The sequence below is a fragment of the Sphingomonas sp. CFBP 13720 genome (genome assembly GCF_014842075.1).
Classification (GTDB): Bacteria; Pseudomonadota; Alphaproteobacteria; order Sphingomonadales; family Sphingomonadaceae; genus Sphingomonas.
Genome location: NZ_JACYVA010000002.1, coordinates 60,317 through 85,504, shown reverse-complemented (window position 1 = coordinate 85,504; position 25,188 = coordinate 60,317). Strand labels below are relative to the sequence as shown.

Below are 25,188 nucleotides of genomic sequence, written 5' to 3'. Positions count from 1 at the left end.
GGCGATGCTGTCGCGTACCGCCGCCTCGCTGTATTGGCTGGGCCGCTATGTCGAGCGCGCCGACTTCCTCGCCCGGCTGGTCGAGGCGACGGTGCGGCTCGACGCGCTGTCGTCGCGTCCGGCGGGCGATGCGGCATGGGCCAGCGCACTGGCGGTCAGCTATACCGAGGAAAGCTTCGCGGCGACCGGGCAAGAGGTCGGGCAGGCGGAGGTGGCGCGGTTCCTGACCTATGACCGCAGCCATGGCGGATCGATCCTGTGGTGCCTCGACGCCGCGCGCAACAATGCCAAGGCGGTGCGCACCGCGCTGACCCGCGACGCATGGACCGCGATCAATCGGGCGTGGATCGTCTTCAACGGCCCCATCGGCGAAGACGCCGATACGCTGGGACTGGTCGAGGCGATCAAGGCCGAGGCGCGCGGGTTCGAAGGCGCGGTACAGCGCATGATGAAGAACGAGGCGACGTGGTTCATTCAGCTGGGCGCCGCGATCGAACGTGCCGACAACACCGCGCGGCTGATCGACGTCAAATATCACCTGTTGCTGCCCGAAGGCGAGCGGGTGGGCGGCGCGATCGACCGCGACCAGTGGACCACGATCCTGCAGACGGTATCCGCCGTCACCGCCTATCGCTGGCTGTACAGCGAGGGGTTGCGCCCATCCAGCGTGATCGAATTGCTGCTGTGCCGGGGCGAAGTGCCGCGCAGTCTGGCGGCATGCGTCGACGAAACCGTCGAGATGCTGAACCTGCTGGGCAAGCGCACCGGGTTTCAGGGCGAGGCCGACCGCATGGCGCGGGCGCGGCTGGCACGGATGCAGAAGACGCGGGCGCATGAAGTGATCGTCAGCGGGCTGCACGAATATCTGACCGCCTTCATCCGGGAGAATGCGATGCTCGACGCCGCGATCGCACGCCAGTTCCGGTTCATCTGATGCGCCTGACCGTCCAGCACGAAACCCGCTATCGCTTCACCGAACCGCAGGCGCGCATCGTTCAGTTGTTGCGGCTGGTGCCCGGCGACACGACGCATCAGACGGTGGTGCACTGGCGCATCGACGTCGATTGCGACGCACGGTTGCGCGACGGGGTCGACGGCTATGGCAACAAGACGCTGATGCTCTATGCCGAAGGGCCGATCGACACGCTGGTGCTGACGGTGTCGGGCGAGGTGTTACTGACCGAGGACGACGGTGCGATCGAGGGGACGACCGAGCCGTTTCCGCCCGAACTGTTCCACCGCGAAACGCCGTTGACGCAGGCGGACGACACGATCCGCGCGCTGGCGACCGGCGGCGATCTGGCGGCGATGACCGCGCTGGCCGCCGCGATCCACGCGCGTTGGCCGCTCGACCGGCGTCCGGTTCCGACGATTCGCAGCGCGGAGGCGGCTGCGGCGGACGATACGGCCAGCGCGCGCGACATGGCGCAGATCTTCGTCGCCGCTGCGCGCGCGCAGGGTGTGCCGGCACGCTATGTCTCCGGCTACAGCCTGTCGGGCGATGTCGAACGCCGGACTGCGACGCCGCACGCATGGGCGGAGGCCTATGTCGGCGACGGCTGGTATGCGTTCGACCCGGCGATGGGCGGGCGTCCCGGCCTCGACCATGTCCGCGTCGCGACCGCGCTCGACGCTGCCGGTGCCGCACCGATCGCTGGCGTGCGCATGGGGCAGGGCGACGAAGCGATCGATGTCGAGGTCGTCGTCGCGGAGGCGACCGAGGAAGGCTGACGCTGAACCCATTTCCGCAGCGCGAATCGGGTTGCGTCAGAGGATCATGACGTACCGCCCAAGCGGGACCGGATCAGGTTGAATCATCGGCGCGGAGGTGGTTCTGGCGTGGTGCAACACGTGAGGAGGAAGCGATGCCGGGGCATCGTGACCGACGAACAACGAAGCATCACGGCAACAACGCTTCGCAGCGCAGCGGTCGCGCGCAGGCCGATGACGATGTTTCAACGTGGTCCGGTCACGCTTCAACCCCGTCCGTGTTGACCGGTGGTTGCGCCAGGTCGAGGTCGGTCGGGCCGGATCATCCTTCGCGACATATCCCTGGCGCGCGATGATATCAGGTGTGACCCCTTATCCTGAGTGCCATTGCGCTTGTCGAAATGGCGGATTCAAGGACTGCCACGGATGCTTCGATACGCGCCTTCGACTTCGCTCAGTCGCTACTCAGCACGAACGGGTGGCCCTAAACTCATCATGCTATCGCCATGCGGCGCATGAGGCACCCGATCGTTCGAAGCATCGGCGCCGGTCCTTCGACACGCCATTTCAGCAAGCGCAATGACTACTCATGAGGGACAGGGACGGGCTCGCGTCCTTGTTTCGAACCGGCCATGCCGAGCGAAGTCGAGCTACCCGCGTTTCGGGCGCATAACTTTTCTTCGCCCGGCACGAGCCGCAGATGCTTCCACGGTCGGCGACGTACCGGTCAGACTTGCCGACGAACGGCTGGTCCGAAACACGTCGGAATCGGGCAGTCTTACGCCTCGTTCTTCGAATAGTTCTTCAGCTCGTCACCGACGATTTGCACGACGTGCAGCACGTTGGTCGATCCCGGCGTTCCGAACGGCACGCCCGCGCATACGACCACGCGGTCGCCCGCCGACGCGATATTGTGGCGCAGGACCATGCGCTTGGCCTTTGCCACCATTTCCTCGAACGATTCGACGTCGCGGGTGTGGACGGCATGGACGCCCCACAACAGACCCAGCCGCCGCGCGGTTTCCTTGCGCGGGGTCAGCACCATGATCGGCACCGACGGACGTTCGCGCGCGATGCGGCGCGCGGTCGACCCGGAGAAGGTGAAGCACAGGATCGCCTTCGCATCGACCGTCGCGGCGATGTTCTTGGCGGCTTCGGCCAGCGCGTCGGCGGTGGTCGGGTCGGGACGCAGCACGGTGAAATGGACGCGGTCGCCATGCGCGGGGTCGCGTTCGACCGCATGGGCGATGTCGTTCATCATCGTCACCGATTCGATCGGCCAGCTGCCCGCCGCGCTTTCCGCCGACAACATGATCGCATCCGCCCCGTCATAGACGGCGGTCGCCACGTCGGACACTTCCGCCCGGGTCGGCGACGGCGAGCTGATCATCGATTCGAGCATCTGCGTCGCGACGACGACCGGACGGCCCAGCCGTCGGGCGGTTTCGACGATGCGCTTCTGAAGCGGCGGCACCGATTGCGGCGGCAGTTCGACGCCCAGATCGCCGCGCGCGACCATCACGCCGTCGCACTGTTCGACGATCTCTTCCAGCCGGGCGACCGCCGACGGCTTTTCGATCTTGGCGAGCAGCGCGGCGCGGCCCTGGATCAGCTTGCGCGCCTCGGCCAGATCCTCGGGCCGCTGCACGAACGACAGCGCGATCCAGTCGACGCCCTGTTCGACCGCGAAATGCAGGTCGGAAATATCCTTGGGCGTCAGCGCGGCCATCGGCAGCACGACGTCGGGGACGTTCAGCCCCTTCGAATTGGACAGCGCGCCGCCGACGACGACCACGGTTTCGATCCGGTCGTCGCTATGGTCGGTCACGCGCAGCACCAGCTTGCCGTCGTCGAGCAGCAGCCGCGCGTCGCGGGCGATCGCGGCGAAGATTTCGTCGTGCGGCAGTTCGACGCGGCTGGCGTCGCCCGGCTCGCTCGACCGGTCGAGCACGAACCGCTGTCCGGTTTCGAGCATCACCTTGCCTTCGGCGAAGCGGCCGACGCGCAGCTTCGGACCCTGAAGATCGGCGAGGATCGTGGTCGGGCGACCGTACAGCTTTTCGAGGCCGCGGATCGCCTGGATCGTCGCGACTTTCGATTGCTGGTCGCCGTGGCTCATGTTGACCCGGAACGCGTCGGCGCCGGCTTCGAACAGCTTCGCGATCATTTCGGGCGTGTTGCTGGCGGGGCCGAGCGTGGCGAGTACGCGGACCTTGCGCGAACGGGGGCTGATGGCCTTGGTCATTATCACTCTCCGACGTTTGCGCGCCTGCCTCTAAGCGTTATTCGCAACCGATCAACCTCGGAGGGCGATGTGATCGATTCGATTGACGACAAGGCGCAGGCGGCGGCGTTCCGCCGGTTGGTCCGCCACCTGCAACATCGCACCGATGCGCAGAATGTCGACCTGATGGGACTGGCGGGATTCTGCCGAAACTGTCTGGGCGACTGGCTGGGCGAGGCGGCGGGCGTGTCGAAGGAGGCCGGGCGCGAGGCGGTGTACGGCATGCCCTATGCCCAGTGGAAGGCGACGCACCAGTTGCCCGCGACTCCCGAACAGATCGCGCGGATGGACGAAAGCGTCGCGCGCAACCGCACCGATGCCGCGCTGGACGATGCGCTGGACGACAGTTTCCCGGCCAGCGATCCGCCCGCGATGACCGAACCGCGCTGACCCCCGGCCATTGAGGCGGCCGCCACGATCGGCTAGGCGCGCCGGCTCACCATTTCGACACCCTTGAGGGAACCCCATGAGCGAGAATGTTTCGGCCGAACAATTGCGGCTGCTGATCGAACGGATCGAGCGGCTGGAAGAGGAAAAGAAGGGTATCAGCGACGATATCAAGGACGTCTATGGCGAAGCCAAGTCGACCGGGTTCGACGTGAAGACCATGCGCACGATCATCCGCCTGCGCCGGATGGAAAAGCATCACCGCGACGAAGCGGACATGTTGCTGGAAACGTACAAGACCGCGCTGGGCATCTGAACGACGTGTCGCGGGCCCGCCACCTCGCCGCCGGCCTGCTGCATGGTCATGGCGACCCGGACGGGGTGGAGGAACGCCGCGTCCTCGATGCGATCGAACGCGGGACGCCGATCGCGCGCGACGCCGCCGACGAGTCGGACGCGCGCGCGACGTTCGGCAACCGCCTTGCCGATCGGGTGGCGGCGGTCGGCGGATCATGGGGGTTCATCATCGGCTTTACGGTGGTGCTGTTCGGGTGGATGCTGCTTAACACCGACGTGCTGGCGCGGTTCGGGATGGCGTTCGACCCCTATCCCTACATCTTCCTGAACCTGATGCTGTCGACGCTGGCGGCGATCCAGGCGCCGGTCATCATGATGAGCCAGAACCGCCAGTCCGAAAAGGACCGGCTGGCGGCGCGGCTGGACTATGAAACCAATTTGCGGGCGGAGATCGATATCCTCGCGCTGCATGCCAGGCTGGAGACCGACGTGATCGGGCGGCTGGCGGTGCTGGAGGCGAAGATCGACGCGCTGGCGCACAACGCCGCCCGGGCGTAGAGCGGGCGGGAACATAAAGAGGCACCGATGGCAGGCCATTCAAAATTCAAGAACATCATGCACCGCAAGGGTGCGCAGGATAAGAAGCGTTCGGGCATGTTCTCGAAGCTGAGCCGCGAGATCACCGTCGCGGCCAAGATGGGGATGCCCGATCCCGACATGAACCCGCGCCTGCGCGCGGCGGTCAACGCCGCCAAGGCGCAGTCGATGCCCAAGGACAATATCCAGCGCGCGATCGACAAGGCGTCGAAGGGCGACATGGAGAATTACGAGGAAATCCGCTACGAAGGCTTCGGCCCGGCGGGGGTTTCGCTCATCATCGAGGCGCTGACCGACAATCGCAACCGCACCGCGACCAACGTGCGCACGGCGGTGTCGAAGAACGGCGGCAATCTGGGCGCGAGCGGATCGGTCAGCCACGGCTTCGACCGGGTCGGCCTGATCAGCTATCCCGCCAGCGCAGGCGACGCCGAGAAGGTGTTCGAGGCGGCGCTGGAAGCCGGCGCGGAAGACGTCACGTCGAGCGACGACGGCCACGAAATCTGGACCGCCGTCGCCGATCTGCACGAAGTCGCCAAGGCGCTGGAAACCGTGCTGGGCGAGGCCGAGGGCGCCAAGCTGGCGTGGAAGCCGCAGACGATGGTCGTGGTGGGCGAGGACGACGCCGCCACGCTGTTCCGGCTGATCGACGCGCTGGACGATGATGACGACGTCCAGACCGTGTGGGGCAATTACGAAGTGTCCGACGAGGTGATGGAGAAGCTGGGTTGATCGACCCGGTTCCTCCCCGGAACGGGGAGGGGGACCGGCCATGGGCTGGTGCGGGCGGGCGTCCCGGTATGCCGTCATGTCGCCGGACGCCGCCCTGCGCCATGCGCGGCATGGTTCGCTTCGCTGGATCGGGGGGGGGCTGGTCGTGCTGATCCTCGGCCTCGATCCCGGTCTGGGTACCACCGGATGGGGCATGATCCGCGCCGAGGGCAACCGGTTGTCGCATGTCGCCAACGGGCAGATTCGTACCGATCCGTCGATGCAGCTTGCCCGCCGCCTGTCGCTGCTGTTCGGCGCGCTGGGCGAAATGATCCGTACCGAGCGCCCCGAAAGCGCGGCGGTCGAGGAAGTGCTGGGCAACAGCAACGCGCAGTCGACGCTGAAGCTGGGGCAGGCGCGCGGCGTCGTGCTGTTGGCGGCGGCGACGGCGGGGCTGGCGATCGGCGAATATCATCCCAGCGTGGTGAAGAAGGCGGTGGTCGGCACCGGCGGCGCGGACAAGAAACAGATTCAGGCCATGGTCGGGCATTTGTTGCCGGGCGTGAAGCTGTCCGGTCCCGATGCCGCCGACGCGCTGGCGGTCGCGATCACCCACGCGCATCATCTGGCCAGTGCGCATGCGCGTGCCCGGCGCAGCACGGGGATCGGGGCGTGATGTTTCCACAGCCTCCGGCCGTATCCCCGCGCAGGCGGGGATCCAGTGAGCCTGTCGCGAGCCGCCCGTCTTCGCGGCCCTCGGTCCCCGCCTGCGCGGGGGCACGGTATCGTTCTTGCCTGGAAACCTATCCATGATCGCACACCTCAAAGGCACGCTGTCTGTGTCCGGACTCGACCATGCCGTCATCGACGTGAACGGCGTCGGCTATCTGGTCGGGGCGTCGTCGAAGACGTTGCAGGCGCTGGGACCGGTCGGCGGCAGCGTGACGATCCACACCGAAATGCTGGTGGCGGAGGATTTCATCCGGCTGGTCGGGTTCGCCAGCGCGGACGAGCGCGAATGGTTCGGGCTGCTGACCGGCGTGCAGGGGGTCGGCGCACGCGTGGCGCTTGGCATCCTGTCGACGCTGTCGCCGGACGAAGTCCGCACCGCCATCGCACGCGGCGACAAGGCCAGCGTGGCGCGGGCCAATGGCGTCGGCCCGAAGCTGGCGCAGCGGATCGTCATGGAATTGAAGGACAAGGTCGGCGGCATCGCAATCGGGCCAGGCATCGGCGTGACCGTGGCGGCCGAAGGCGGGATCGAGGGCGACGCCGTTTCCGCGTTGCAGAATTTAGGCTTCCGCCCGCCCGAAGCGGCGACCGCGGTCGGCAAGGCGGCGGAAGAACTGGGGGCGGGCGCGACGCTGGACGCGCTGGTGCGGCTGGCGCTGCGCAAGGCGTCGCAGTAGCGGGCAAGGAGCGGGGGGGCGCGCCCACAACCGGCCAATCAGACCGCCTTTTCCGCTCCCGACAGCGACGAACCTCGGTGACTAGACAAATATGAAGTTACCCGGGTTTCTGTCATTTTTCACGGTGGCATTGGCAAGCCGGGAGCTGGGGCATTTCGGTGCCCTAGCTCTTCCCATGAGCGCGGTTCTCACCGATAACGAACTCGTGGAAGAGGCTCCTCCCCCAAAACGGCTCCTGTGTAGCCAGTGCGGCCAACGTGGCGCAGTGTTCATGATTGGCAATGAGCCGGTCTGTATCCCATGCGAGCACACGTTCCAGCAAAGCCAATGGATGAAGTTCGCGCAGAATGCGGCTATGCTGAACATGCTGGATCAGGAAATGGTCAGCATAGTCGGGATGCCTCACTTGTCGAACCAGATCGAGATACCTAGGGCACCAGTGCCGCCTCTTTACTACAACAACCATAGCGTCACCGTGAATGGTGGCACTGTGGGCGCGATCAACATGGGAACGGCCAATGACATTCAGGTCAGCCTAGAGGCTATCACTCAGAATGGAGATCTAGGCGTAGCCGATAAGCTCGCCGATCTGACCAATGCTGTCCTGAATGCAGAGGAAGCGGATGCAGCTACCAAGAACGAGCTTCTGGACCAGATTGCGTTCATTACCCAGCAGGCCAGCACCAAGCCCGGGGAGCGCAAGCCTGGAACGATCAAGGCCATGGTGTCAGCTGTGCAAGAGGGCGCTGGAGCCATCACCAGCGCAGCGGGCGCTTGGCAGGCTGTTGAGCCCTTGTTGAAGGGCCATTTTGGGCTCTAGCAGCCACTGCCGCCCCGCCGCCCTTGAAAGCCGTTCCGTCATCTCTAATTGGTCGAACGAAGGGAGAACGGCATGTCCAGAACGAGCAAGGACGAAGCACACCGGGCGTATCGGCAAAATCAGAAGATCGAGGCGGCTCGAATGAAGGCGGCGCTTCTCGGCACCAGCCTTTCGATAGCTGGGATGAGTTATACGCTCGGCAAGATGATCGTTTTGACGTTTGGCACACGTCCCGAGGACGCACACGCCATGATGCTCTCTTATGTCGCGGCTCTTCTGATCTCGTCTGCGATGGGCTACATATCGGCTAAGTTCGCGCAGAAGTATGCGCGTCGCTATGATCGCTTTAACAGCATGTTGCCGGTTCGGCGGCGGACCCGGAACCCAGACACGCCCTTCTGGCGCTAAGACAAAAGAAAGCAGACGGACCGCTTTCCATCAATCCTCGCCACAGTCCTGCACCCGAACCCCCTCGACTTCGCCTCCCGCGAACGGATAAGGAACGGGCGTGACCGACGACCGTATGACCACCCCCCTTCGCCGTCCCGAGGATGTCGATGCCGCGCTGCGCCCCAAGGCGCTCGACGAATTCGTCGGGCAGAAGGCGGCGCGCGAGAATTTGCGGGTGTTCATCGATGCGGCGCGCGGGCGGGGCGATGTGCTGGACCATGTGCTGTTCTTCGGCCCGCCCGGGCTGGGCAAGACCACGCTGGCACAGATCGTCGCGCGTGAGATGGGGGTCGGGTTCCGCGCGACGTCGGGGCCGGTCATCGCCAAGTCGGGCGATCTGGCGGCGTTGCTGACCAATCTCGAAGACGGCGACGTGCTGTTCATCGACGAGATCCATCGGCTCAATCCGGCGGTCGAGGAAGTGCTGTACCCCGCGATGGAGGACCGCGCGCTCGACCTGATGATCGGGGAGGGACCGTCCGCGCGATCGGTGCGGATCGACCTGCCGCGCTTCACGCTGGTCGGTGCGACGACGCGGCAGGGGTTGCTGACCACCCCGCTGCGCGACCGGTTCGGTATTCCGGTGCGGCTGCAATTCTATACCGTCGAGGAACTGACGCGGGTCGTCACGCGCGCGGCGGGGCTGCTCGGCCTCGGCATCGCGAACAGCGGCGCGATCGAGGTGGCGAAGCGGGCGCGGGGGACGCCACGCATCGCCGGGCGGCTGCTGCGACGGGTGCGCGACTTCGCCAATGTCGCAGGGGTCGAGACGGTCGACGCGAAGACCGCCGACGCCGCGCTCAACCGGCTGGAGGTCGATTCGAAGGGGCTGGATTCGATGGACCGCCGCTATCTGACGATGATCGCCGACGTCTATCGCGGCGGGCCGGTCGGGGTGGAGACGCTGGCGGCGGGACTGTCCGAACCGCGCGACACGATCGAGGAAGTGATCGAACCGTATCTGATCCAGATCGGCATGGTCGCCCGCACCGCCCGCGGTCGCTGCCTGAACGCGGGCGGGTGGAAGCATCTGGGGTTCGAGCCGCCCGCGCATGTGCAGGACGGTCTGTTCGATTAGGGGCGGCGTCCGTGTCCGGGCGCCAGGGAATTGCGGGCGGACGTGACGGTGGTTGCCTGCATCGATCCTCCCGATCGTCATGCCAGCGCAGGCTGGCATCGCCAGCGATGATCGCTACGATCGCGTCATGGGTGGCTGGACCTATATCATGACCAACCGGCGGCATGGTGTCCTGTATATCGGCGTGACTGCCAATCTTGCCGCGCGCGTCTGGCAACATCGGACCGGTGCAGGGTCCGCGTTCTGCCGCCGCTATAATCTGGACCGCCTTGTCCTCGCCGAACCGCACGCGACGATCGAGGCGGCGATCGCGCGTGAAAAGGCGCTGAAGGCGTGGAAGCGGGACTGGAAGATCGCGCTGATCGAACGCGTGAATCCAGCGTGGGACGATCTGTTCGAGCGGATCGTGTGACGGTGGGCGACCCCAGCTTTCGCTGGGGTGACGTTCTTCCTCTCGTCATGCCAGCGCAGGCTGGCATCGCCATCAATACCCCGCCGACCGATACATCGTCCGTCCACAGCATCCCCCTTTCCCCGCACGCCCCACGTCGGTAAAGCCCCCCGCATGACCGCTTCCGACCAGCCGGCCGGCGGCCGCTTCGTCGGCGGTACGCATCGCTTTCCCGTCCGGATCTATTTCGAGGACACCGACCTGTCGGGCGTCGTCTATCATGCGAATTATCTGCGCTATTTCGAACGGGCGCGGTCGGACATGCTGATGCTGGCCGGGATCGACCAGCGCGCGGCGCATGAAGCGGGCGAGGGTGCCTATGCCGTGCGCGCGATGCAGCTCGACTGGCGGGCGCCGGCACGGCTGAACGACGCGCTGCTGATCGTCACGACGGTCGAACGGGTGCGCGCGGCGGCGGTGGATATTCATCAGACAGTCATGCGCGACGCTATTGTATTGGCGCAGGCACGGGTCGAGGTGGCGTTCGTCGCACCATCGGGCCGGCCGCGTCGCCAGCCGGCCGCATGGATCGCGGCGTTCGCGGGGCTGTTCGACAACGACAGAGGGGCGTGATGGACGTTTTCATGAACACCGATGCGGCGACGATGTCGCCGGTGGCGCTATTCTGGCAAGCCGACTGGGTGGTGAAGGCGGTGATGCTGGGGCTGATCGCCGCCAGCATCTGGACATGGGTCATCATCATCGGCTTCGTCGTGCGCAGCCGCCGCGCGGGGGCCGATATCGACCGGTTCGAGACCGATTTCGAACAGGCGGAGGATATCGACGCGTTCCACCGGTTGCAGGGATCGCGCGATACCGCGATCGCCCGCGTCTTTTCGGCGGGCGTACGCGAATGGCGGCGATCGACCGCCGCCAAGCATATCGACCGTGACGGCACGCGCGAACGGCTGGCCACCGCGATGGCGTCCAGCGTCGCGGAGGAAAGCGAATCGCTGGCCGACCGGCTGAACATCCTTGCGACCGTCGGGTCGGTCGCGCCGTTCGTCGGGCTGTTCGGCACGGTGTGGGGCATCATGCGGTCGTTCACCGCGATCGCCAGCGAACAGAACACGTCGCTGGCGGTGGTGGCACCGGGTATCGCCGAAGCGCTGTTCGCGACCGCGATCGGGTTGTTCGCAGCGATCCCTGCCGTGATCGCCTATAACCGGTTCGGTCACCGCGTGAACCGGATCGAAGCGCGGCTGAACCGGTTCGCCGATGCGTTCCACGCGACGCTGTCGCGCCAGATCGAGGGCGTCTGATGGGGCTGAACCTGCCTTCCGCGCGCGGCAAGGGCCGGCGCGCGCCGATGGCGGAGATCAACGTCACGCCGATGGTCGACGTGATGCTGGTGCTGCTGATCATCTTCATGGTGACCGCGCCGCTGATGACGGCGGGCGTGCCGGTCAACCTGCCCGACAGCCGTGCCAAGGCGGTCGAACAGGACCAGCAGCCGTTGACGCTGTCGATCGATGCGCAGGGGCGGACGTTCATCGACGATGCCGAAGTGTCGGGCGACGCGTTGCCCGGCGAACTGGAAAAGATCGCGGCGGCGGGCGCGGGTGCCACCGAACCGCGTCAGGTGATGCTGCGCGCCGACCGCACGATCGATTACGGGCGGGTCAATGCGGTGCTGGGCGAACTCAATCGCGCCGGGTTGAACCGCGTTTCGCTCATCAGCGTGGCGCAGTAGGTCGCATGCACAAGGCGGAGCGGATCGGCCTTGGCGTCGCGGTCGTCGGGCATGTGCTGTTGTTCGGGCTGTTGTCGCTCGGCACGCACAAGCCCGAAAAGCTGGTGACCGCACCGATGGACATCAGCTTCGCCGAAGACGTCGCCGCCGAACAGACCGCGCCCGCGCAGACCGACGCGCCCGCCGTGTCGCAGGCCCCAGAGACCGGCGCGCCCGAGGATGCCGCGCCGCCCGAACCCGCGCCCGAGCCGGAGCCCGCTCCGCCGGCCCCCGCACCACAACCGCAGCCGCAGCCGCAGCCGGCCCCGCCACAGCCCAAGCCTGCGCCGCGTCCCGAACCGAAGCCGGTGCCGCAGCCCAAGCCCGCGCCCAAACCGCAGCCCGCGCCGAAACCGCAGCCTGCGCCCAAACCGCAGCCGAAGCCTGCGCCCGCAAAGCCCGCCCCAGCGAAACCCGCACCCGCGAAACCCGCGCCACCGAAGGCCGCGCCCGCGCGCCCGGCGGCGGCACCCAAGGCCGCACCGCAACGTCCCGCCGCCGCCCGGCCCGCGACCAAACCGGCAGCGACGAAGGGACAGGGCACCAATGCGCAGGCGACGAAACCGCGCCCGCGCGGCGGACGGCTGGGCAATGATTTTCTGAAGGGCATCGCGGATACGCCCGCACCCGGCAAGGCACAGACCCCGCGCGCGCCCGCCGTGGGTGCGCAGTCGGTCGCGGGTCTTGCCAGCGCGATCCAGCGGCAGGTGCAACCCTGCGCGAACCGCATCCCCAGTCCGGGGCCGGGCGCGAACCAGATCCGGTCGCGCATCCGGTTGCAGATGCGGTCGGACGGCACGCTTGCCGCGCGCCCCGAACTGCGCGGCCAGACCGGTGTCGATGGCGAGAACGGACGCTATGCCCAGCGCGTGTCCGAACTGGCGATCGCCGCGCTGATCCAGTGCGCGCCCTACGAACTGCCCGGCGAGCTGTACGAAGGCGGGTGGAAGGATATCATCATCAACTATAAGCTGCCGGGCTGACCGGAGAGGAACTATGCGCAAACTGACGATGGCGCTTGCCGCCGCGCTCGCGACGATCGCATCGACCCCGGCCTTCGCGCAGGTCGAGGTCGATATCGAAGGCGGCATTTCCGCCCCGCTGCCGATCGCGGTGCCGGTGATGCCGACGCCGCAGATCGCATCGACCCCCGCCGGATCGACCGACGCGCTGGGCCGGCAACTGGCGGAGGTCGTCACCGCCGATCTGCGCAATTCGGGCCTGTTCCGTCCGGTCGGGCCGGGGCAGCTGGCACCGGTGCCGATGGGGCAGGTGCAGGCGCCCGATTACGCGGCGTGGAGCGGCGCGCAGGCGCTGGTGCAGGGCTATGTCCGCGCAGAGGCCAACGGCACGCTGACGATCGGCTGTTACCTGTACGACGTGTTCGCGCGCACCGAACTGACGCGGCAGGGGTTCAACGTGCCGCCGTCCGAATGGCGGCGCGCGGCGCACAAATGCGCGGACGCGGTCTATACCCGCCTGTCGGGTGAGGGGCCGTATTTCGACAGCCGCATCGTCTATATCGCCGAAAAGGGGCCGAAGGGCCGCCGGATCAAGCAGCTGGCGATCATGGATCAGGACGGGGCCAATCACCGGTTCCTGACCAATGGCCAGTCGATCGTGCTGACGCCGCGCTTCGCGCCGAACCAGCAGTCGATCGTGTATATGAGCTATGCCAACGATCGGCCGGCGATCTACATCCTCGACCTGAACGGCGGACGGTCGCGGTTGCTGGTGCAGAACGTCGCGCTCAGCTTCGCGCCGCGCTTTTCGCCCGATGGCCGTCATGTCCTGTTCTCGATGGCGGTGGCGGGCAATACCGATGTGTACCGCATCGCCGCGACGGGCGGCACGCCGCAACGGCTGACGACGTCCCCCGGGATCGATACCGGCGGCAGCTATTCGCCCGATGGCAGCCGCATCGTGTTCGAAAGCGACCGGTCGGGCGGACAGCAGCTATACGTGATGAACGCCGACGGTTCGAACCAGCAGCGGATCAGCTTTGGCGGCGGGCGGTACGGCACGCCGGTATGGAGCCCGCGCGGCGACCTGATCGCGTTCACGCGGCAGGGCGGCGGCGCCTTCCGCATCGGCATCATGTCGCCGTCGGGCGGTGGCGAAAAGCTGCTCAGCGACGCATGGGGCGACGAAGGGCCGAGCTGGTCGCCCAACGGCCGCGTGCTGACCTATTTCCGTAGCGCGCAGGGGTCGGGCAAGGCCGAGATCTGGTCTGTCGACCTGACCGGCACCAACGCGCGCCGCATTCCGACCGCGCTCGACGGGTCCGACCCCAATTGGGGACCGATCCGCCCATGAGTTTTGCGACAGGGGCCGAACCCGCTACAGGGGCATTGTGGCGGATGCATCAATTTCAGGAGGATTCCCGATGACCAAATTCGCAACGACGCTGATCCTGGGGGCCGCGCTGCTCGCAACGGCGGGCTGCGCCAAGAAGCGCCCCGACGTGTTGCCGCCCGGACCGGGCGAGACGGTCGACCCCAATGCCGGCGCGGGTGCCGGGACGGGTACGGGACAGGGCACGGGTGCCGCAACGCCCGGATCGCGCGCCGATTTCCAGCAATCGGTGGCCAGCGACACGATCAATTTCGGCCTCGATCAATATGATATCGATTCGTCGGCGCGCGCGGTGCTCGACAGCCAGGCGCAGTGGCTGGCGCGGTATCCTAACGTCCGCGTGACGATCGAAGGGCATTGCGACGAACGCGGCACGCGCGAATACAATCTCGCGCTCGGCGATCGTCGGGCCAATGCGGCGGCCAGCTATTTGGCGGCACGCGGCGTGTCGTCGACGCGGATCACGACGATCAGCTATGGCAAGGAACGCCCGCTGGCGCTGGGATCGGACGACGGGTCGTGGGCGCAGAACCGCCGTGCGGTGACGGTCGTCCTTCAGTAGCAGCCGACGCGCGGCGGCGATGCGGCGGATCGTCCCGCCGCCGCCGCGTTCGTTCCCCAAGAAAAGCTTGGCCCCCTGCAACAAGGGGCGTCGCTGCAACGCGGCGAAATCATACTATCTGGATAGGTGATACAGGCCGTCGGCTGTCCGGCGGTACGAACCGATCCAGGGATTTGCCATGCCATCACGTCCGTTCCTTGCCCTTGGCGTATCGTTGTTCGCCCTGATCGGCGTGCAGGCAGCGTATGCGCAAGGTACGCCGCCCGCCGCGCCACAGGATGCAGCCCCCGCCGCGGAAGAAGAAGGCGACGAGATCGTCGTCACCGGCACACGGACGCAGGGCCGGTCGCGGCTGGAATCCGCATCGCCGGTCGACGTGCTGTCGAACCAGTCGTTGCAGCGGCAGGGGACGACCGAACTGGGCGCGTCGCTGGCGGCGGTCGCGCCGTCGATCGACTTCCCGCGCCCTTCGGCCAATGACGGCACCGATGCGGTGCGCCCCGCCACGCTGCGCGGCCTGTCGCCCGATCAGACGCTGGTGCTGATCAACGGCGTGCGCGGCAATTCGTCGGCGCTGCTGAACGTCAACGGGACGGTCGGGCGCGGATCGGCGTCGTTCGATCTGAACACCGTGCCGGTCGTCGCACTGGAGCGGGTCGAGGTGCTGCGCGACGGCGCGTCGGCGCAATATGGGTCGGACGCGATTGCGGGCGTGGTCAACCTGCGGTTGCGCGAGGCGCGGTCGGGCGGCGGCGTCAGCACGACCTATGGCTTTTACCACACCGATATCGACACCGCGCGCGGCAGCCGGTCGGTGACCGGTGAGCCGACCGTCACCGTATCGGGGTGGCAGGGCATCGCGCTGGGCAGCGAGGGGTTCCTGACGGTCTCGGGCGAATATGTGAAGCGTGAGCCGACCAACCGCGCCGATTTCGACACGCGCGTCACCCCGGCGCGCGTGACCGGCCGCTATGGCGACCCGGAAGTCGAACAGGGCAGCGGATGGGTCAACGCCGCGATCCCCGTCGCCGATGGCTGGTCGCTCTATGGCTGGGGCGGGTATCAGGAACGCGATAGCCGCAGCGCGGCGTTTCCGCGCCTTGCCACCGCCGCGGCGGCGGGCGGCGTCGGCACGCTGTATCCGAACGGGTTCGTGCCGATCATCAATACCAAGTCGCAGGATATCAAGTCGGCGCTCGGCCTGCGCGGCGATCTGGGCGAATGGAACGTCGACCTGAACCTCAGCTATGGCCGCAACCGCATCCGTTTCGCGACGCTCGATTCGGCGAATTACAGCTATGGCGCGGCGTCGCCGACCGAGTTCGACGATGGCCGCGTGACGTACGACCAGTTCGTCGTCGGTCTGGACGTCGCGCGCAAGTTCGACCTGCTGGCGGGGGTCAACGTCGCATTCGGTCTGGAAGGACGGCGCGAAGGCTATCGGATCGAAGCGGGTGAGCGCGCGTCGTACGACTATCCCGCGACCGGCGTGAACCCCGGAGCGGTACCGGGTGCGCAGGGGTTCGGCGGCTTCGCACCGCGCAACGAGGTCGATCGCAGCCGCCGCAACGTCAGCGCCTATGTCGATGTCGAGGCGCAGGTGACCGATGCGTTCCTGATCGGCGTGGCCGGCCGCGCGGAGGATTATTCGGATTTCGGATCGACCGCGACCGGCAAGCTGTCGGCCCGGTACGAGGTCGCACCATGGCTGGCGTTGCGCGGAGCGGCATCGACCGGCTTCCGTGCGCCGGCGCTTCAGCAGCAATATTTCACGTCGGTCGCATCGGTGGTGCAGAACGGCGTGCCGATCCTGACCGGCACCTTCCCGTCGAGCGACCCGGTGGCGCGCGCGCTGGGCGGGCTGCCGCTGGATGCGGAAAAATCGACCAACTTCTCCGTCGGCACGGTCATCCGCGCGGGCGGGTTCGACCTGACGATCGACGGCTATCATATCCGCGTGCGCGACCAACTGGGCCTGTCCGAGAATCTTTCGCGGACGTTCAGCCCGCAGGTGGCGGGTATCCTCGATCCGCTCAATGTCGCGGCGGCGCGGTTCTTCATCAACGGACTGGCCACCACCAGCCAAGGGATCGACGTGGTCGCGCATTACCGGTTGCGTACCCCGGCGGCGGGCGTGTTCGACCTGACGTTGGCGGGCAACGTCAACGATATCGACGTCACGCGCGTGCCGACCAGCACGTCGGTGCTGAACCCCGCGCCGACGCTGTTCGCGCGCAGCCGCATCCTGTCGATCGAGGACGGGACGCCGGGTGAGAAGGTGACGGGCACGGTCGACTGGTCGCTGGGCGATCTGGGCGCGCTGGCCCGCGTCACCTATTACGGGAACGTCAACCAGCCGGGGACGACGCCCGCCGCCGACGTGTTTTCGGGGCGGCGTGCGATCACCGACCTCGAACTGCGCTACGAACCGTCGCGCGGCCCGCGCTTCGCGATCGGGGCGAGCAACCTGTTCGACGTCTATCCCGACGCGATCACGCCCGCGAACAATTCGACCGGTGTCCTCGGCTTCCCCTATTATTCGCCGTTCGGGTTCAACGGCCGCTATCTCTATGCTCGTGCGGGCCTGAGCTGGTGAGCCTGCGGCTGCCCGGTTTCGGGGTGCAGGTGCTGGCGGGCATGCTCGCCGGCCTTGCGCTCGGGTTCGTCGCCCAGTCGCTGGGACCGGTCGACGGCGCGGCGCTGGGACAGGCGCTGCGTACGGTCGGGCAGGTGTTCGTGCAGTTGCTGAAGGCGTTGGTCCCGCCGCTGGTGTTCACCGCGATCGTCGCCTCCGTCGCGTCGCTGCGCGAGTTGCAGGATGCGACGCGGCTGGTGGTGCGGACGCTGACGTGGTTCGCGATCACCGCCGGGATCGCGGTATCGATCGGCATCGTGCTGGGGCTGACGATCCAGCCGGGGCTGAACGCCGGCGTATCGATCGACGCGGCGAAGGCGCCCGCGACCAGCGGGTCGTGGCTCGATTTCCTGACCGGGATCGTACCTGCGAACTTCCTCGGCATCACCGCGTCGAACAGTGTCGAGGGCGGGGTGGTGAAGACCGCGCTGTCGTTCAACGTGCTTCAACTGATCGTCGTCGCGATCGCGGTCGGCGCGGCGGCGGTGCGGATCGGCGATGCGGGAACGGCATTCCTGTCGTTCAACGAATCGGCATTGCGCGTATTTCGGCAATTGCTTCGCTGGGTCATCGCGCTGACCCCGATAGGCACCGCCGGGCTGATCGGCGATGCGGTGTTCCGCTATGGCTGGCACACGCTGTCGGCGCTGGGCGCGTTCAGCGGCGCGGTCTATGCCGGGTTGGGGCTGGTCCTGTTCGTCGTGTATCCCGTGCTGCTGATCGCCAACGGCCTGTCGCCGCGCCGATTCTTTGCCGGGGCGTGGCCCGCGATCCAGCTCGGCTTCGTATCGCGATCGTCGATCGGGACGTTGCCGGTGACGCAGGAAGTGACCGAACGCGCGTTCGGCGTGCCGCGCGCCTATGCCGCGTTCGCCGTGCCGTTGGGCGCGACGACCAAGATGGACGGGTGCGCCGCGATCTATCCGGCCATCGCGGCGATCTTCGTCGCGCAATTCTTCGGCGTTCCGCTGCACGCGGGGGATTACGTGCTGATCGCGCTGGTATCGGTGCTGGGATCGGCGGCGACGGCGGGGCTGACCGGTGCGACCGTGATGCTGACGCTGACGCTGTCCACGCTCAAGCTGCCGCTGGAGGGGGTCGGGCTGTTGCTGGCGATCGATCCGATCCTCGACATGGGGCGTACCGCCGTGAACGTCGCGGGGCAGACGCTGGTGCCGTGGATCGTCGCCAAACGGTCGGGCCTGTTGGCCGATGCGGCAGGGGCGGGGGCAGGGTCGGCGGACGTACAGCCCGCCTGACCCGGTTCGCCCCGCATGGTCAGTCCGCGTCGACCGGCGCGTCGGCGACCGTCACAGGCTCCCGCCGCCCCTTGAACCCGGTGGCGATCACGTACCATTCGGACGAATCCTTGCGGCTCGCGGGCGGCTTCGCATGCTTCACCGTCTGGAAATTGCGCTTGAGCTGGACGACCAGATCATTGTCCGCGCCGCCCGCCAGCACCTTCGCGACGAAATCGCCGCCGGGTCGCAATATCTCGCACGCGAACATCACCGCCGCCTCGACCAGCGCCATCGTGCGCAGGTGATCGGTCTGCGGATGCCCGACGGTGTTCGCCGCCATGTCGGACAGCACCAGATCGGCTTCGCCGCCCATTTCCTCACGCAGCCGTTCGGGCGCGGCGTCCGACAGGAAATCCATTTGCAGGATGGTGACGCCGTCGATCGGATCGACCGGCAACAGGTCGATGCCGACGATCGCGGCGCCCGGCACGACCTTGCGCACCACCTGTGTCCAGCCGCCGGGCGCGATGCCCAGATCGACGACGCGCTTCACGCCGCGCAGCAGCTTGAAGCGTTCGTCCAGCTCGATCAGCTTGTACGCGGCGCGGCTGCGATAGCCTTCCGCCCGTGCCTTCTTCACATAAGGGTCGTTCAACTGGCGTTCGAGCCAGCGGGTCGACTGGGCGGAGCGCGACCGCGCGGTGCGTACGCGTTGCCGGCCGGGGGGGAGTCCGCGGGTCATCTGGTTCCTGCCATCAATCGGCGCAGGATTCCTTCGCGAATCCCACGGTCGGCGATCCCTAGCCGTTCGGCGGGCCACAACGCCAGAATCGATTCGAGGATCGCGCATCCCGCCACGACCAGATCGGCGCGTTCGTTGCCGATGCACGGCACCGTTCCGCGTTCGGCGAGGCTCATGCCCGCAAGCTGCCGACTGACCGCCAGCATCGCCGCCGACGGCACGATCAGCCCGTCGACCTGCGACCGGTCATAGGCGGGCAGGCCCAGATGCACGCTGGCCAGCGTCGTCACCGTGCCGCTGGTCCCCAACAGGCGCAGCGGTCCGTTGGCGGGGTCCAGCCGGGCGGCGAACGGCGCGAAGCTGCGCGCGACGCATTCTCGCATCCGTTCGTACGCGCCCGACGCCATCGGCGCGGCCTTGCCCCCGCCGACGCTTTCGGTCAGCGAAACCACGCCCCATGGCGCGGAGTGCCAGTCGAGCACGCGCGGCACCGGCGTCGTCGCGTCGAGCAGCACCAGTTCGGTCGACCCGCCGCCGATGTCGAACACCAGCGCCGGCCCGGTGCCGGGTTCGAGCAGCGCGTGACAGCCGAGCACGGCCAGCCGCGCTTCTTCCTCCGCCGTGATGATGTCCAGATGGATGCCGGTTTCGGCCAGCACCCGGTCGACGAAGGCCGCGCCGTTGGTCGCCCGCCGGCACGCCTCGGTCGCGACCGACCGTGCAAGCGTGACGTCGCGCCGTTTGAGCTTTTCGGCGCAGATCTTCAGCGCGGCGACGGTGCGGTCCATCGCCACGTCGGACAGCCGGCCGGTCGCGGCCAGCCCTTCGCCCAGCCGGACGATGCGCGAAAAGGCATCGACCACGGCGAATCCGTCGCCCTGCGGCCGGGCGATCAGCAGCCGGCAGTTGTTGGTGCCGAGGTCCAGCGCGGCGAAATGACGCGCGCCGGGCCAGCGCGGCCGCGCTGGCGATGAGGATGCCGGGCGGGGCGCAACACGCGCGCCCCGGTGCGGCAACCGGGCGGAAACATCCCCCATGCCGTCACTCGCTTATGTTCTATCCGTCACGGCCGAACGCCGCTCGGTGTCTGGCATCGAACCTAGCGGAACGCCCCGCGAACGACAAGGCGGTGCGACGGACCGAACGAAATAGCGTTGACACGCCATCGCAGCCCGCCTATCGGCACGCCCTCGCTGCGGTGCTGCCCTGTCGTCTAAAGGTAAGACTACGGACTCTGACTCCGTTAATTGAGGTTCGAATCCTCACGGGGCATCCAGCGACCACCCCCACATCGCCAACCGGGCCGGATCGTTCAGTCGAACCCGACCTGCTTCAACCACGCCTCGCACAGTTGCGGCCATAGCGTCACCGGGCCGTCCGCCGTGTCCAGCGCGAAGCCGTGGGGGGCGTCGGCGAAGATGTGGAGTTCGGGGGAGCTGCCTGCGCGCGTTGCGGCGTCGGACAGGCGGCGGGCGTTTTCGACGGGGACGACGGGGTCGTTACCCGAATAGACGATGAACATGGGCGGCGGCGCGGGCAGGAGCATCGCGTCGGGTTGCAGCGCGTCGTACATCGCCTGTTTCTCGACCGGTGGCAGCGGCGGTTTGTCGGCGACGATCGTCCGCCCCGCCGCATTGGTCGAGATCGGGCCATAGCCCACCACCAGGACATCGGGCCGTGTCGATTCCCGTGGAAAGCGCGATGCCGGCGCGGTCCAGCCAGAGGGATAGGCCGCCGCGAGGCAGGCCGCGAGATGCCCGCCCGACGACAGGCCGACGACGCCCAGACCGCGCGGTGCTAGCCCCTTGGCGCGGATCGCCCGCATCGCTTCCATCGCATCGTCCAGCGATGCCGACGGGCCATGGTCCGCATCGGGAAAGCGATGGATCAGGACGAACGCGTGATAGCCCAGCCCGGTCAGCCACCGCGCCACCGCCACGCCCTCGCGCCCTGCCATCAACTGCGTATAGCCGCCGCCCGCCAGCACCAGCATCGCGCGGCCATTGGCTCGCGCCGGGGCATAGCCGAGCATGCAGGCGTGGCGGACCGCGCTGACGACCGCCGCCCCGGACGCGGCGGTAGGATCGGCGAGGTCGAATGCGCCGTCGACCGGTGCGTCGTCCCACAGCGACCATCGTTCGTCTGAATCGAGCATCGTCGTTCCCCTGAAAGCGTATCGACCCCGCACTACCGGGCAGGGGGATGGCTTGTCACCCTTGCCGCATGTCCGTAGGCTACGACGATAAAAGAAGAATACGCCGCCGGGGAATGGGGACGACGGCGATGGACAGGGCAATGCCCGCCATCGCGACTGGGAGGCTGTCATGAAGTACCTTGGCGCATGCGCGACCGCGGGGGCGGTGCTGGCGCTGACGATGCCGCACGTCGCACCGGCACAGGCGCTGGTCGCGACGGGGGGCGTGCAGCCCAATATCGAAGGGCGGCTGGAACAGCCGGTACGCTATCGCCCCGATGGCGACGCCTTCGTGATCGAGAACGGCACCGAACGCTATAATCGGCCGCTCTATGGCGGGAACACCGCGTTCCGCGTCGATGGTGGCGACCGGCCGGAATTCATACTGTACCTGCCCGGACGCGGCGGGAACCTGCGCTTTGCCGTCACCGGCACCGACGGCACGCGCTGGTGGCTGCACGATGCGCGGTCGATCGTGACGCGCTATCGCCCCGGCGAACTCGAATACCGGATCGAGGACCCGCGACTGGGCAACGGCGCGATCGAGCTGATCGTCGTCGCACTGGCGGCCACAGAAGGACTGGCGGTGCGTGCGCGGGCCAGCGGTGCGGCGACCGGTACGACGCTGGCATGGGCGTTCGGCGGGGTCAGCGGCCAGCGCGGCAAACGCGACGGCGACATCGGCACCGAAGCCGTGCCCATCGCCGAATGGTTCGGCTTTCGCCCCGCATTCGCGCAGGGCAATGTCGCCACGAGGACGGCGGGCGGCGGGTTCACGTTGGCCGGGAAGCCCGGAACGATCACCGGCACGCTGCTGAACGGTGCGGCCGATGCGGTCGGCAACGGCGACGCATGGGACGCGCCCGCACGGCTGTTCGCCGCCGGGGCGACGTCGCCCGCACCGGTCCGCCCGGTCGTCACCGGGACGTTGCGACTGGCGGAGGGCGACGCGTATCTGTTGTTGCAGCGGACCGCCTATGCCGCGTCGGCGAATACTGATCTTGCGACCTATGCGGCGGTCAGTGCCGACCGGCGCGCGCCGCCGCCATTGCCGCCACTGGCCGCGCCGATCGCGCGCGATGCGGTGCCGGCCGCGTTCGATGCGGCGCGGGCGCACTTCGCGACGTTGCGGGGACGGGTGCGGATCGCCACGCCCGATCCATGGCTGGACGCCAGCGTCGGCGCGCTGAACGTCGCGGCGGACGCGGTATGGGACGGGCCGCAGTCGGCGATCATGCATGGCGCGGTCGCATGGCGGACCAAGCTGGTGGGGTGGCGCGGTCCCTATGCGCTCGACGCGCTGGGCTGGCACGACCGCGCGCGTGCCAATTTCCGCGCGTGGCTGCCACGCCAGAACGTCGACCCGGTGCCCGCGACCATTCCGCCCGCCGATGCCGACAGCAATCTGGCACGCAGCGAGGCGGCGCTGCATTCGAACGGTGACCTGGCGAACGCGCATTACGACATGAACGCGGTGTTCGTCGACGCGCTGTTCCGCCATCTGGCATGGACCGGCGACATGGTGTTCGCGCGCGAGGCTTGGCCGGCGATCGAACGGCATCTGGCGTGGGAAAAGCGGCTGTTCCGCCGTCCGTTCGGGCCACGCGGCCTGCCGCTGTACGAAGCCTATGCCCAGATATGGGCGAGCGACGATATCCAGTATAGCGGCGGGGGAACGGCCTATGCCTCCGCCTACAACCTGTTCCACAATCAGCAGGCGGCGCGCATCGCCCGTGCGATCGGTCGCGATCCGGCACCCTATGCGCGCGAGGCGGAAGCGATCGGACAGGCGATGCGGACGCAGTTATGGATGCCCGATCGCGGACAGTTCGCCGAATATCGCGACTGGCTGGGCGAACGCGCGCTGCATCCGGGCGCGGGGCTGTGGAGCTTCTATCATGTCGTCGATTCGGGTGTACCCGACGAACGCGAGGCGTGGCGGATGGCCGATGCGGTGACGCGGCATTTGCCATGGTTGCCGGTCCATGGCGCGGGCGTCCCCGCCGACCGGCGCTATGGCGTGTACGCCACCACCGACTGGATGCCGTACAGCTGGTCGGTCAACAACGTGGTGATGGGGGAGAACCTGCACACCGCGCTGGCGATGTGGCAGGCGGGGCGGGCGGACGATGCCTATACGCTGACCAAGGCCGCGCTGCTCGCCAGCATGTATATGGGCATCAGCCCCGGCAATGTCGGATCGATGAACTATCTGGACGTCCAGCGGCGCGAGGCGCAGCGCGATTTCGCCGACGGATCGGGCGTGATGGCGCGGACGGTGGTCGAAGGGCTGTTCGGCGTGCGGCCCGATGCACTGGCGAAGCGGCTGGACCTGCGGCCCGGACTGCCCGCGGCATGGGATCATGCGACGCTGACGCATCCCGACCTGACCGTCGCGTTCCGGCGGGACGGGGCGGACGATCGCTGGACCGTCGAACAGGCCGGCGACCGGTTCGACCGGCTGATGCTGCGGCTACCCGCGCGACGCGACCGGGTGGCCGCCGTGCTGGTCGGGGGACGGGAGCGGCGCTGGTTCGTCGCGCGCGACGCGACGGGTGGCCCGGCGATCGTCGTCGACTTGCCGATGGCGTCGCGCATCGTGGTGACGGTGCGCTGGAGCGGCCAGCCGATCGCCGCCGTCCCCGCCGCCACGACCGGCGGCACCCGCTTCGTACGGCGGCGACAGGGAATGATGCGCTGGTGGGTGCCCGCCGGCCCGGCACCGGCCGCCCCGGCCGTGCCGATGGTGGTGGATCAGGCACCCGCCGGGCCGCAACGCACCGTCGATCTGGCCGGTGCGTTCAACGACGACGTCACCGCGATCTTCGCGCCGGGTAAATATCGCAGCCCGCGTTCGCCCTTCACCTCGCTGGCGCTGCCGGCACAGGGGCTGGGGGCATGGGCGGGCCATGTGAACGCCAGCGCGACGATCGACGATGGCGGGCTGCGCGGCACGAAGGGCGAACTGCGTCTACCCGATGGCGGCCGCTTCGCGACGCCGATGACGGGACGCAACGCGCTGTTCGTATCGCACTGGGATAACTACCCGACTGAGGCGACCGTGCCGCTGACCGGTCGCGGACGGTTCGTGCGGCTGTTGATGACCGGCACGACCAACGCGATGCAGAGCCGGATCGACAATGGCGAGGTGATCGTGACCTATGCCGATGGCGGGCGCGAACGGCTGGCGCTGCACAATCCGACGACCTGGTGGCCGATCGAGCGCGATTACCTGATCGACGATTACCAGTTCCGCGCGCCCGGCCCGCGTCCGTTGCGCGTCGACCTCGCGACCGTGCGGGTGCGCCGGGGCGGGGAGGGCGTCGGCGGATCGGAACAGCGGGTAGCCGGCGGTGCGGCGACGGTGCTGGGGCTGCGGATCGATCCGTCGCGGCAACTCCGGTCGCTGACGCTGCGGGCGCGGGCGAACGACGTGGTCATCGGACTGCTCGCGGCGACGGTGTACGAATAAGGCGCGGGCGGCCCGGATACGCCGCACCAGCGCGGAACGGCAGTGTCGGACCGTATCGAAG

General features: G+C 67.7%; 25 protein-coding genes and 1 tRNA gene. 22 read left to right on the top strand and 4 right to left on the bottom strand.

What is annotated here, in order from left to right; translation table 11 throughout:
• Nucleotides 1–4: 4 nt before the first annotated feature.
• Nucleotides 5–934 (top strand): alpha-E domain-containing protein, encoded by a 930-nt coding sequence (locus tag IFT55_RS05500; RefSeq protein WP_192090692.1) that lies wholly within the window; start codon nucleotides 5–7, stop codon nucleotides 932–934.
• The gene (locus tag IFT55_RS05495; RefSeq protein WP_192089890.1) at nucleotides 934–1,731 is read left to right on the top strand and encodes a transglutaminase family protein; all 798 of its coding nucleotides are present in this window, start codon (nucleotides 934–936) and stop codon (nucleotides 1,729–1,731) included. The genes IFT55_RS05500 and IFT55_RS05495 overlap by 1 nt, the downstream gene beginning before the upstream one ends.
• A gap of 757 nt (nucleotides 1,732–2,488) precedes the next feature.
• Here IFT55_RS05495 and pyk read toward each other — a convergent pair.
• Nucleotides 2,489–3,955: a pyruvate kinase gene (gene pyk, locus IFT55_RS05490; protein WP_192089888.1), complete on the bottom strand. Its 1,467-nt coding sequence runs from the start codon at nucleotides 3,953–3,955 to the stop codon at nucleotides 2,489–2,491.
• Between the two features lie 69 nt (nucleotides 3,956–4,024).
• On the opposite strand from pyk, the gene IFT55_RS05485 reads away from it, so the two are divergent.
• From IFT55_RS05485 to IFT55_RS05400, 18 genes are all read left to right on the top strand, one after another.
• Nucleotides 4,025–4,384, top strand: a complete 360-nt coding sequence (locus tag IFT55_RS05485; RefSeq protein ID WP_342029237.1) for a DUF1244 domain-containing protein — start codon at nucleotides 4,025–4,027, stop codon at nucleotides 4,382–4,384.
• A gap of 76 nt (nucleotides 4,385–4,460) precedes the next feature.
• Nucleotides 4,461–4,697, top strand: coding sequence for a DUF2312 domain-containing protein (locus IFT55_RS05480; protein WP_192089886.1), 237 nt, complete (start codon nucleotides 4,461–4,463; stop codon nucleotides 4,695–4,697).
• A complete protein-coding gene (locus IFT55_RS05475; protein ID WP_446740708.1) occupies nucleotides 4,694–5,236 on the top strand; it encodes a DUF1003 domain-containing protein in 543 nt (180 codons plus the stop codon). The genes IFT55_RS05480 and IFT55_RS05475 overlap by 4 nt, the downstream gene beginning before the upstream one ends.
• 27 nt (nucleotides 5,237–5,263) lie before the next feature.
• On the top strand, nucleotides 5,264–6,007 hold the full coding sequence (locus tag IFT55_RS05470; protein WP_192089882.1) for a YebC/PmpR family DNA-binding transcriptional regulator: 744 nt from the start codon (nucleotides 5,264–5,266) through the stop codon (nucleotides 6,005–6,007).
• 145 nt (nucleotides 6,008–6,152) lie between these two features.
• Nucleotides 6,153–6,662: a crossover junction endodeoxyribonuclease RuvC gene (ruvC, locus tag IFT55_RS05465; protein WP_192090688.1), complete on the top strand. Its 510-nt coding sequence runs from the start codon at nucleotides 6,153–6,155 to the stop codon at nucleotides 6,660–6,662.
• A 133-nt stretch (nucleotides 6,663–6,795) separates the two neighbouring features.
• On the top strand, nucleotides 6,796–7,395 hold the full coding sequence (gene ruvA, locus IFT55_RS05460) for a Holliday junction branch migration protein RuvA (RefSeq protein ID WP_192089880.1): 600 nt from the start codon (nucleotides 6,796–6,798) through the stop codon (nucleotides 7,393–7,395).
• 91 nt (nucleotides 7,396–7,486) lie between these two features.
• On the top strand, nucleotides 7,487–8,215 hold the full coding sequence (locus tag IFT55_RS05455) for a hypothetical protein (RefSeq protein WP_192089878.1): 729 nt from the start codon (nucleotides 7,487–7,489) through the stop codon (nucleotides 8,213–8,215).
• 72 nt (nucleotides 8,216–8,287) lie between these two features.
• Entirely contained in the window at nucleotides 8,288–8,623 is a 336-nt protein-coding gene (locus IFT55_RS05450; protein ID WP_192089876.1) for a hypothetical protein, read from the top strand.
• Nucleotides 8,624–8,723: 100 nt separating this feature from the next.
• A complete protein-coding gene (ruvB, locus tag IFT55_RS05445) occupies nucleotides 8,724–9,743 on the top strand; it encodes a Holliday junction branch migration DNA helicase RuvB (RefSeq protein ID WP_192089875.1) in 1,020 nt (339 codons plus the stop codon).
• A 79-nt stretch (nucleotides 9,744–9,822) separates the two neighbouring features.
• Entirely contained in the window at nucleotides 9,823–10,155 is a 333-nt protein-coding gene (locus IFT55_RS05440) for a GIY-YIG nuclease family protein (protein ID WP_249403615.1), read from the top strand.
• 153 nt (nucleotides 10,156–10,308) lie between these two features.
• Nucleotides 10,309–10,767, top strand: a complete 459-nt coding sequence (locus tag IFT55_RS05435; RefSeq protein ID WP_192089873.1) for a YbgC/FadM family acyl-CoA thioesterase — start codon at nucleotides 10,309–10,311, stop codon at nucleotides 10,765–10,767.
• Nucleotides 10,767–11,456, top strand: coding sequence for a protein TolQ (tolQ, locus tag IFT55_RS05430; protein WP_192089871.1), 690 nt, complete (start codon nucleotides 10,767–10,769; stop codon nucleotides 11,454–11,456). The genes IFT55_RS05435 and tolQ overlap by 1 nt, the downstream gene beginning before the upstream one ends.
• Entirely contained in the window at nucleotides 11,456–11,887 is a 432-nt protein-coding gene (tolR, locus tag IFT55_RS05425) for a protein TolR (RefSeq protein ID WP_192089869.1), read from the top strand. The genes tolQ and tolR overlap by 1 nt, the downstream gene beginning before the upstream one ends.
• Nucleotides 11,888–11,892: 5 nt before the next feature.
• Complete coding sequence (locus tag IFT55_RS05420) at nucleotides 11,893–12,909, top strand: cell envelope biogenesis protein TolA (RefSeq protein ID WP_192089867.1); 1,017 nt, start codon at nucleotides 11,893–11,895, stop codon at nucleotides 12,907–12,909.
• Nucleotides 12,910–12,937: 28 nt separating this feature from the next.
• Nucleotides 12,938–14,242: a Tol-Pal system beta propeller repeat protein TolB gene (gene tolB / locus IFT55_RS05415; RefSeq protein WP_249403659.1), complete on the top strand. Its 1,305-nt coding sequence runs from the start codon at nucleotides 12,938–12,940 to the stop codon at nucleotides 14,240–14,242.
• Nucleotides 14,243–14,312: 70 nt separating this feature from the next.
• Nucleotides 14,313–14,843, top strand: a complete 531-nt coding sequence (gene pal / locus IFT55_RS05410; protein WP_192089864.1) for a peptidoglycan-associated lipoprotein Pal — start codon at nucleotides 14,313–14,315, stop codon at nucleotides 14,841–14,843.
• 178 nt (nucleotides 14,844–15,021) lie between these two features.
• A complete protein-coding gene (locus tag IFT55_RS05405) occupies nucleotides 15,022–17,439 on the top strand; it encodes a TonB-dependent receptor plug domain-containing protein (RefSeq protein ID WP_192089862.1) in 2,418 nt (805 codons plus the stop codon).
• On the top strand, nucleotides 17,436–18,737 hold the full coding sequence (locus IFT55_RS05400; RefSeq protein ID WP_446740706.1) for a dicarboxylate/amino acid:cation symporter: 1,302 nt from the start codon (nucleotides 17,436–17,438) through the stop codon (nucleotides 18,735–18,737). Before IFT55_RS05405 ends, IFT55_RS05400 begins: the two co-directional genes overlap by 4 nt.
• 19 nt (nucleotides 18,738–18,756) lie before the next feature.
• On the opposite strand, the gene IFT55_RS05395 is transcribed toward IFT55_RS05400, so the two are convergent.
• The gene (locus IFT55_RS05395) at nucleotides 18,757–19,461 is read right to left on the bottom strand and encodes an RlmE family RNA methyltransferase (protein ID WP_192089860.1); all 705 of its coding nucleotides are present in this window, start codon (nucleotides 19,459–19,461) and stop codon (nucleotides 18,757–18,759) included.
• Entirely contained in the window at nucleotides 19,458–20,498 is a 1,041-nt protein-coding gene (locus IFT55_RS05390) for a Ppx/GppA phosphatase family protein (protein ID WP_192089858.1), read from the bottom strand. Before IFT55_RS05390 ends, IFT55_RS05395 begins: the two co-directional genes overlap by 4 nt.
• A gap of 165 nt (nucleotides 20,499–20,663) precedes the next feature.
• Between IFT55_RS05390 and IFT55_RS05385 the strand changes: the two genes are divergently transcribed.
• A tRNA-Gln gene (locus tag IFT55_RS05385) sits at nucleotides 20,664–20,737 on the top strand.
• Nucleotides 20,738–20,773: 36 nt separating this feature from the next.
• On the opposite strand, the gene IFT55_RS05380 is transcribed toward IFT55_RS05385, so the two are convergent.
• Nucleotides 20,774–21,616 carry an alpha/beta hydrolase gene (locus IFT55_RS05380; protein WP_192089856.1) on the bottom strand — a complete coding sequence of 281 codons (843 nt, stop codon included), beginning with the start codon at nucleotides 21,614–21,616 and terminating at the stop codon, nucleotides 20,774–20,776.
• Nucleotides 21,617–21,785: 169 nt separating this feature from the next.
• On the opposite strand from IFT55_RS05380, the gene IFT55_RS05375 reads away from it, so the two are divergent.
• Nucleotides 21,786–25,127 carry a DUF4450 domain-containing protein gene (locus IFT55_RS05375; RefSeq protein WP_192089854.1) on the top strand — a complete coding sequence of 1,114 codons (3,342 nt, stop codon included), beginning with the start codon at nucleotides 21,786–21,788 and terminating at the stop codon, nucleotides 25,125–25,127.
• Nucleotides 25,128–25,188 lie beyond the last annotated feature (61 nt).

Coding starts and splice junctions, on each gene's coding strand:
- IFT55_RS05500 (WP_192090692.1), top strand. CDS start 5: ATGCTGTCGCGTACCGCCGCCTCGCTGTATTGGCTGGGCCGCTATGTC.
- IFT55_RS05495 (WP_192089890.1), top strand. CDS start 934: ATGCGCCTGACCGTCCAGCACGAAACCCGCTATCGCTTCACCGAACCG.
- pyk (WP_192089888.1), bottom strand. CDS start 3,955: ATGACCAAGGCCATCAGCCCCCGTTCGCGCAAGGTCCGCGTACTCGCC.
- IFT55_RS05480 (WP_192089886.1), top strand. CDS start 4,461: ATGAGCGAGAATGTTTCGGCCGAACAATTGCGGCTGCTGATCGAACGG.
- IFT55_RS05470 (WP_192089882.1), top strand. CDS start 5,264: ATGGCAGGCCATTCAAAATTCAAGAACATCATGCACCGCAAGGGTGCG.
- ruvA (WP_192089880.1), top strand. CDS start 6,796: ATGATCGCACACCTCAAAGGCACGCTGTCTGTGTCCGGACTCGACCAT.
- IFT55_RS05455 (WP_192089878.1), top strand. CDS start 7,487: ATGAAGTTACCCGGGTTTCTGTCATTTTTCACGGTGGCATTGGCAAGC.
- IFT55_RS05450 (WP_192089876.1), top strand. CDS start 8,288: ATGTCCAGAACGAGCAAGGACGAAGCACACCGGGCGTATCGGCAAAAT.
- IFT55_RS05440 (WP_249403615.1), top strand. CDS start 9,823: ATGCCAGCGCAGGCTGGCATCGCCAGCGATGATCGCTACGATCGCGTC.
- IFT55_RS05435 (WP_192089873.1), top strand. CDS start 10,309: ATGACCGCTTCCGACCAGCCGGCCGGCGGCCGCTTCGTCGGCGGTACG.
- tolQ (WP_192089871.1), top strand. CDS start 10,767: ATGGACGTTTTCATGAACACCGATGCGGCGACGATGTCGCCGGTGGCG.
- tolR (WP_192089869.1), top strand. CDS start 11,456: ATGGGGCTGAACCTGCCTTCCGCGCGCGGCAAGGGCCGGCGCGCGCCG.
- IFT55_RS05420 (WP_192089867.1), top strand. CDS start 11,893: ATGCACAAGGCGGAGCGGATCGGCCTTGGCGTCGCGGTCGTCGGGCAT.
- tolB (WP_249403659.1), top strand. CDS start 12,938: ATGGCGCTTGCCGCCGCGCTCGCGACGATCGCATCGACCCCGGCCTTC.
- pal (WP_192089864.1), top strand. CDS start 14,313: ATGACCAAATTCGCAACGACGCTGATCCTGGGGGCCGCGCTGCTCGCA.
- IFT55_RS05405 (WP_192089862.1), top strand. CDS start 15,022: ATGCCATCACGTCCGTTCCTTGCCCTTGGCGTATCGTTGTTCGCCCTG.
- IFT55_RS05395 (WP_192089860.1), bottom strand. CDS start 19,461: ATGACCCGCGGACTCCCCCCCGGCCGGCAACGCGTACGCACCGCGCGG.
- IFT55_RS05390 (WP_192089858.1), bottom strand. CDS start 20,498: ATGGGGGATGTTTCCGCCCGGTTGCCGCACCGGGGCGCGCGTGTTGCG.
- IFT55_RS05380 (WP_192089856.1), bottom strand. CDS start 21,616: ATGCTCGATTCAGACGAACGATGGTCGCTGTGGGACGACGCACCGGTC.
- IFT55_RS05375 (WP_192089854.1), top strand. CDS start 21,786: ATGAAGTACCTTGGCGCATGCGCGACCGCGGGGGCGGTGCTGGCGCTG.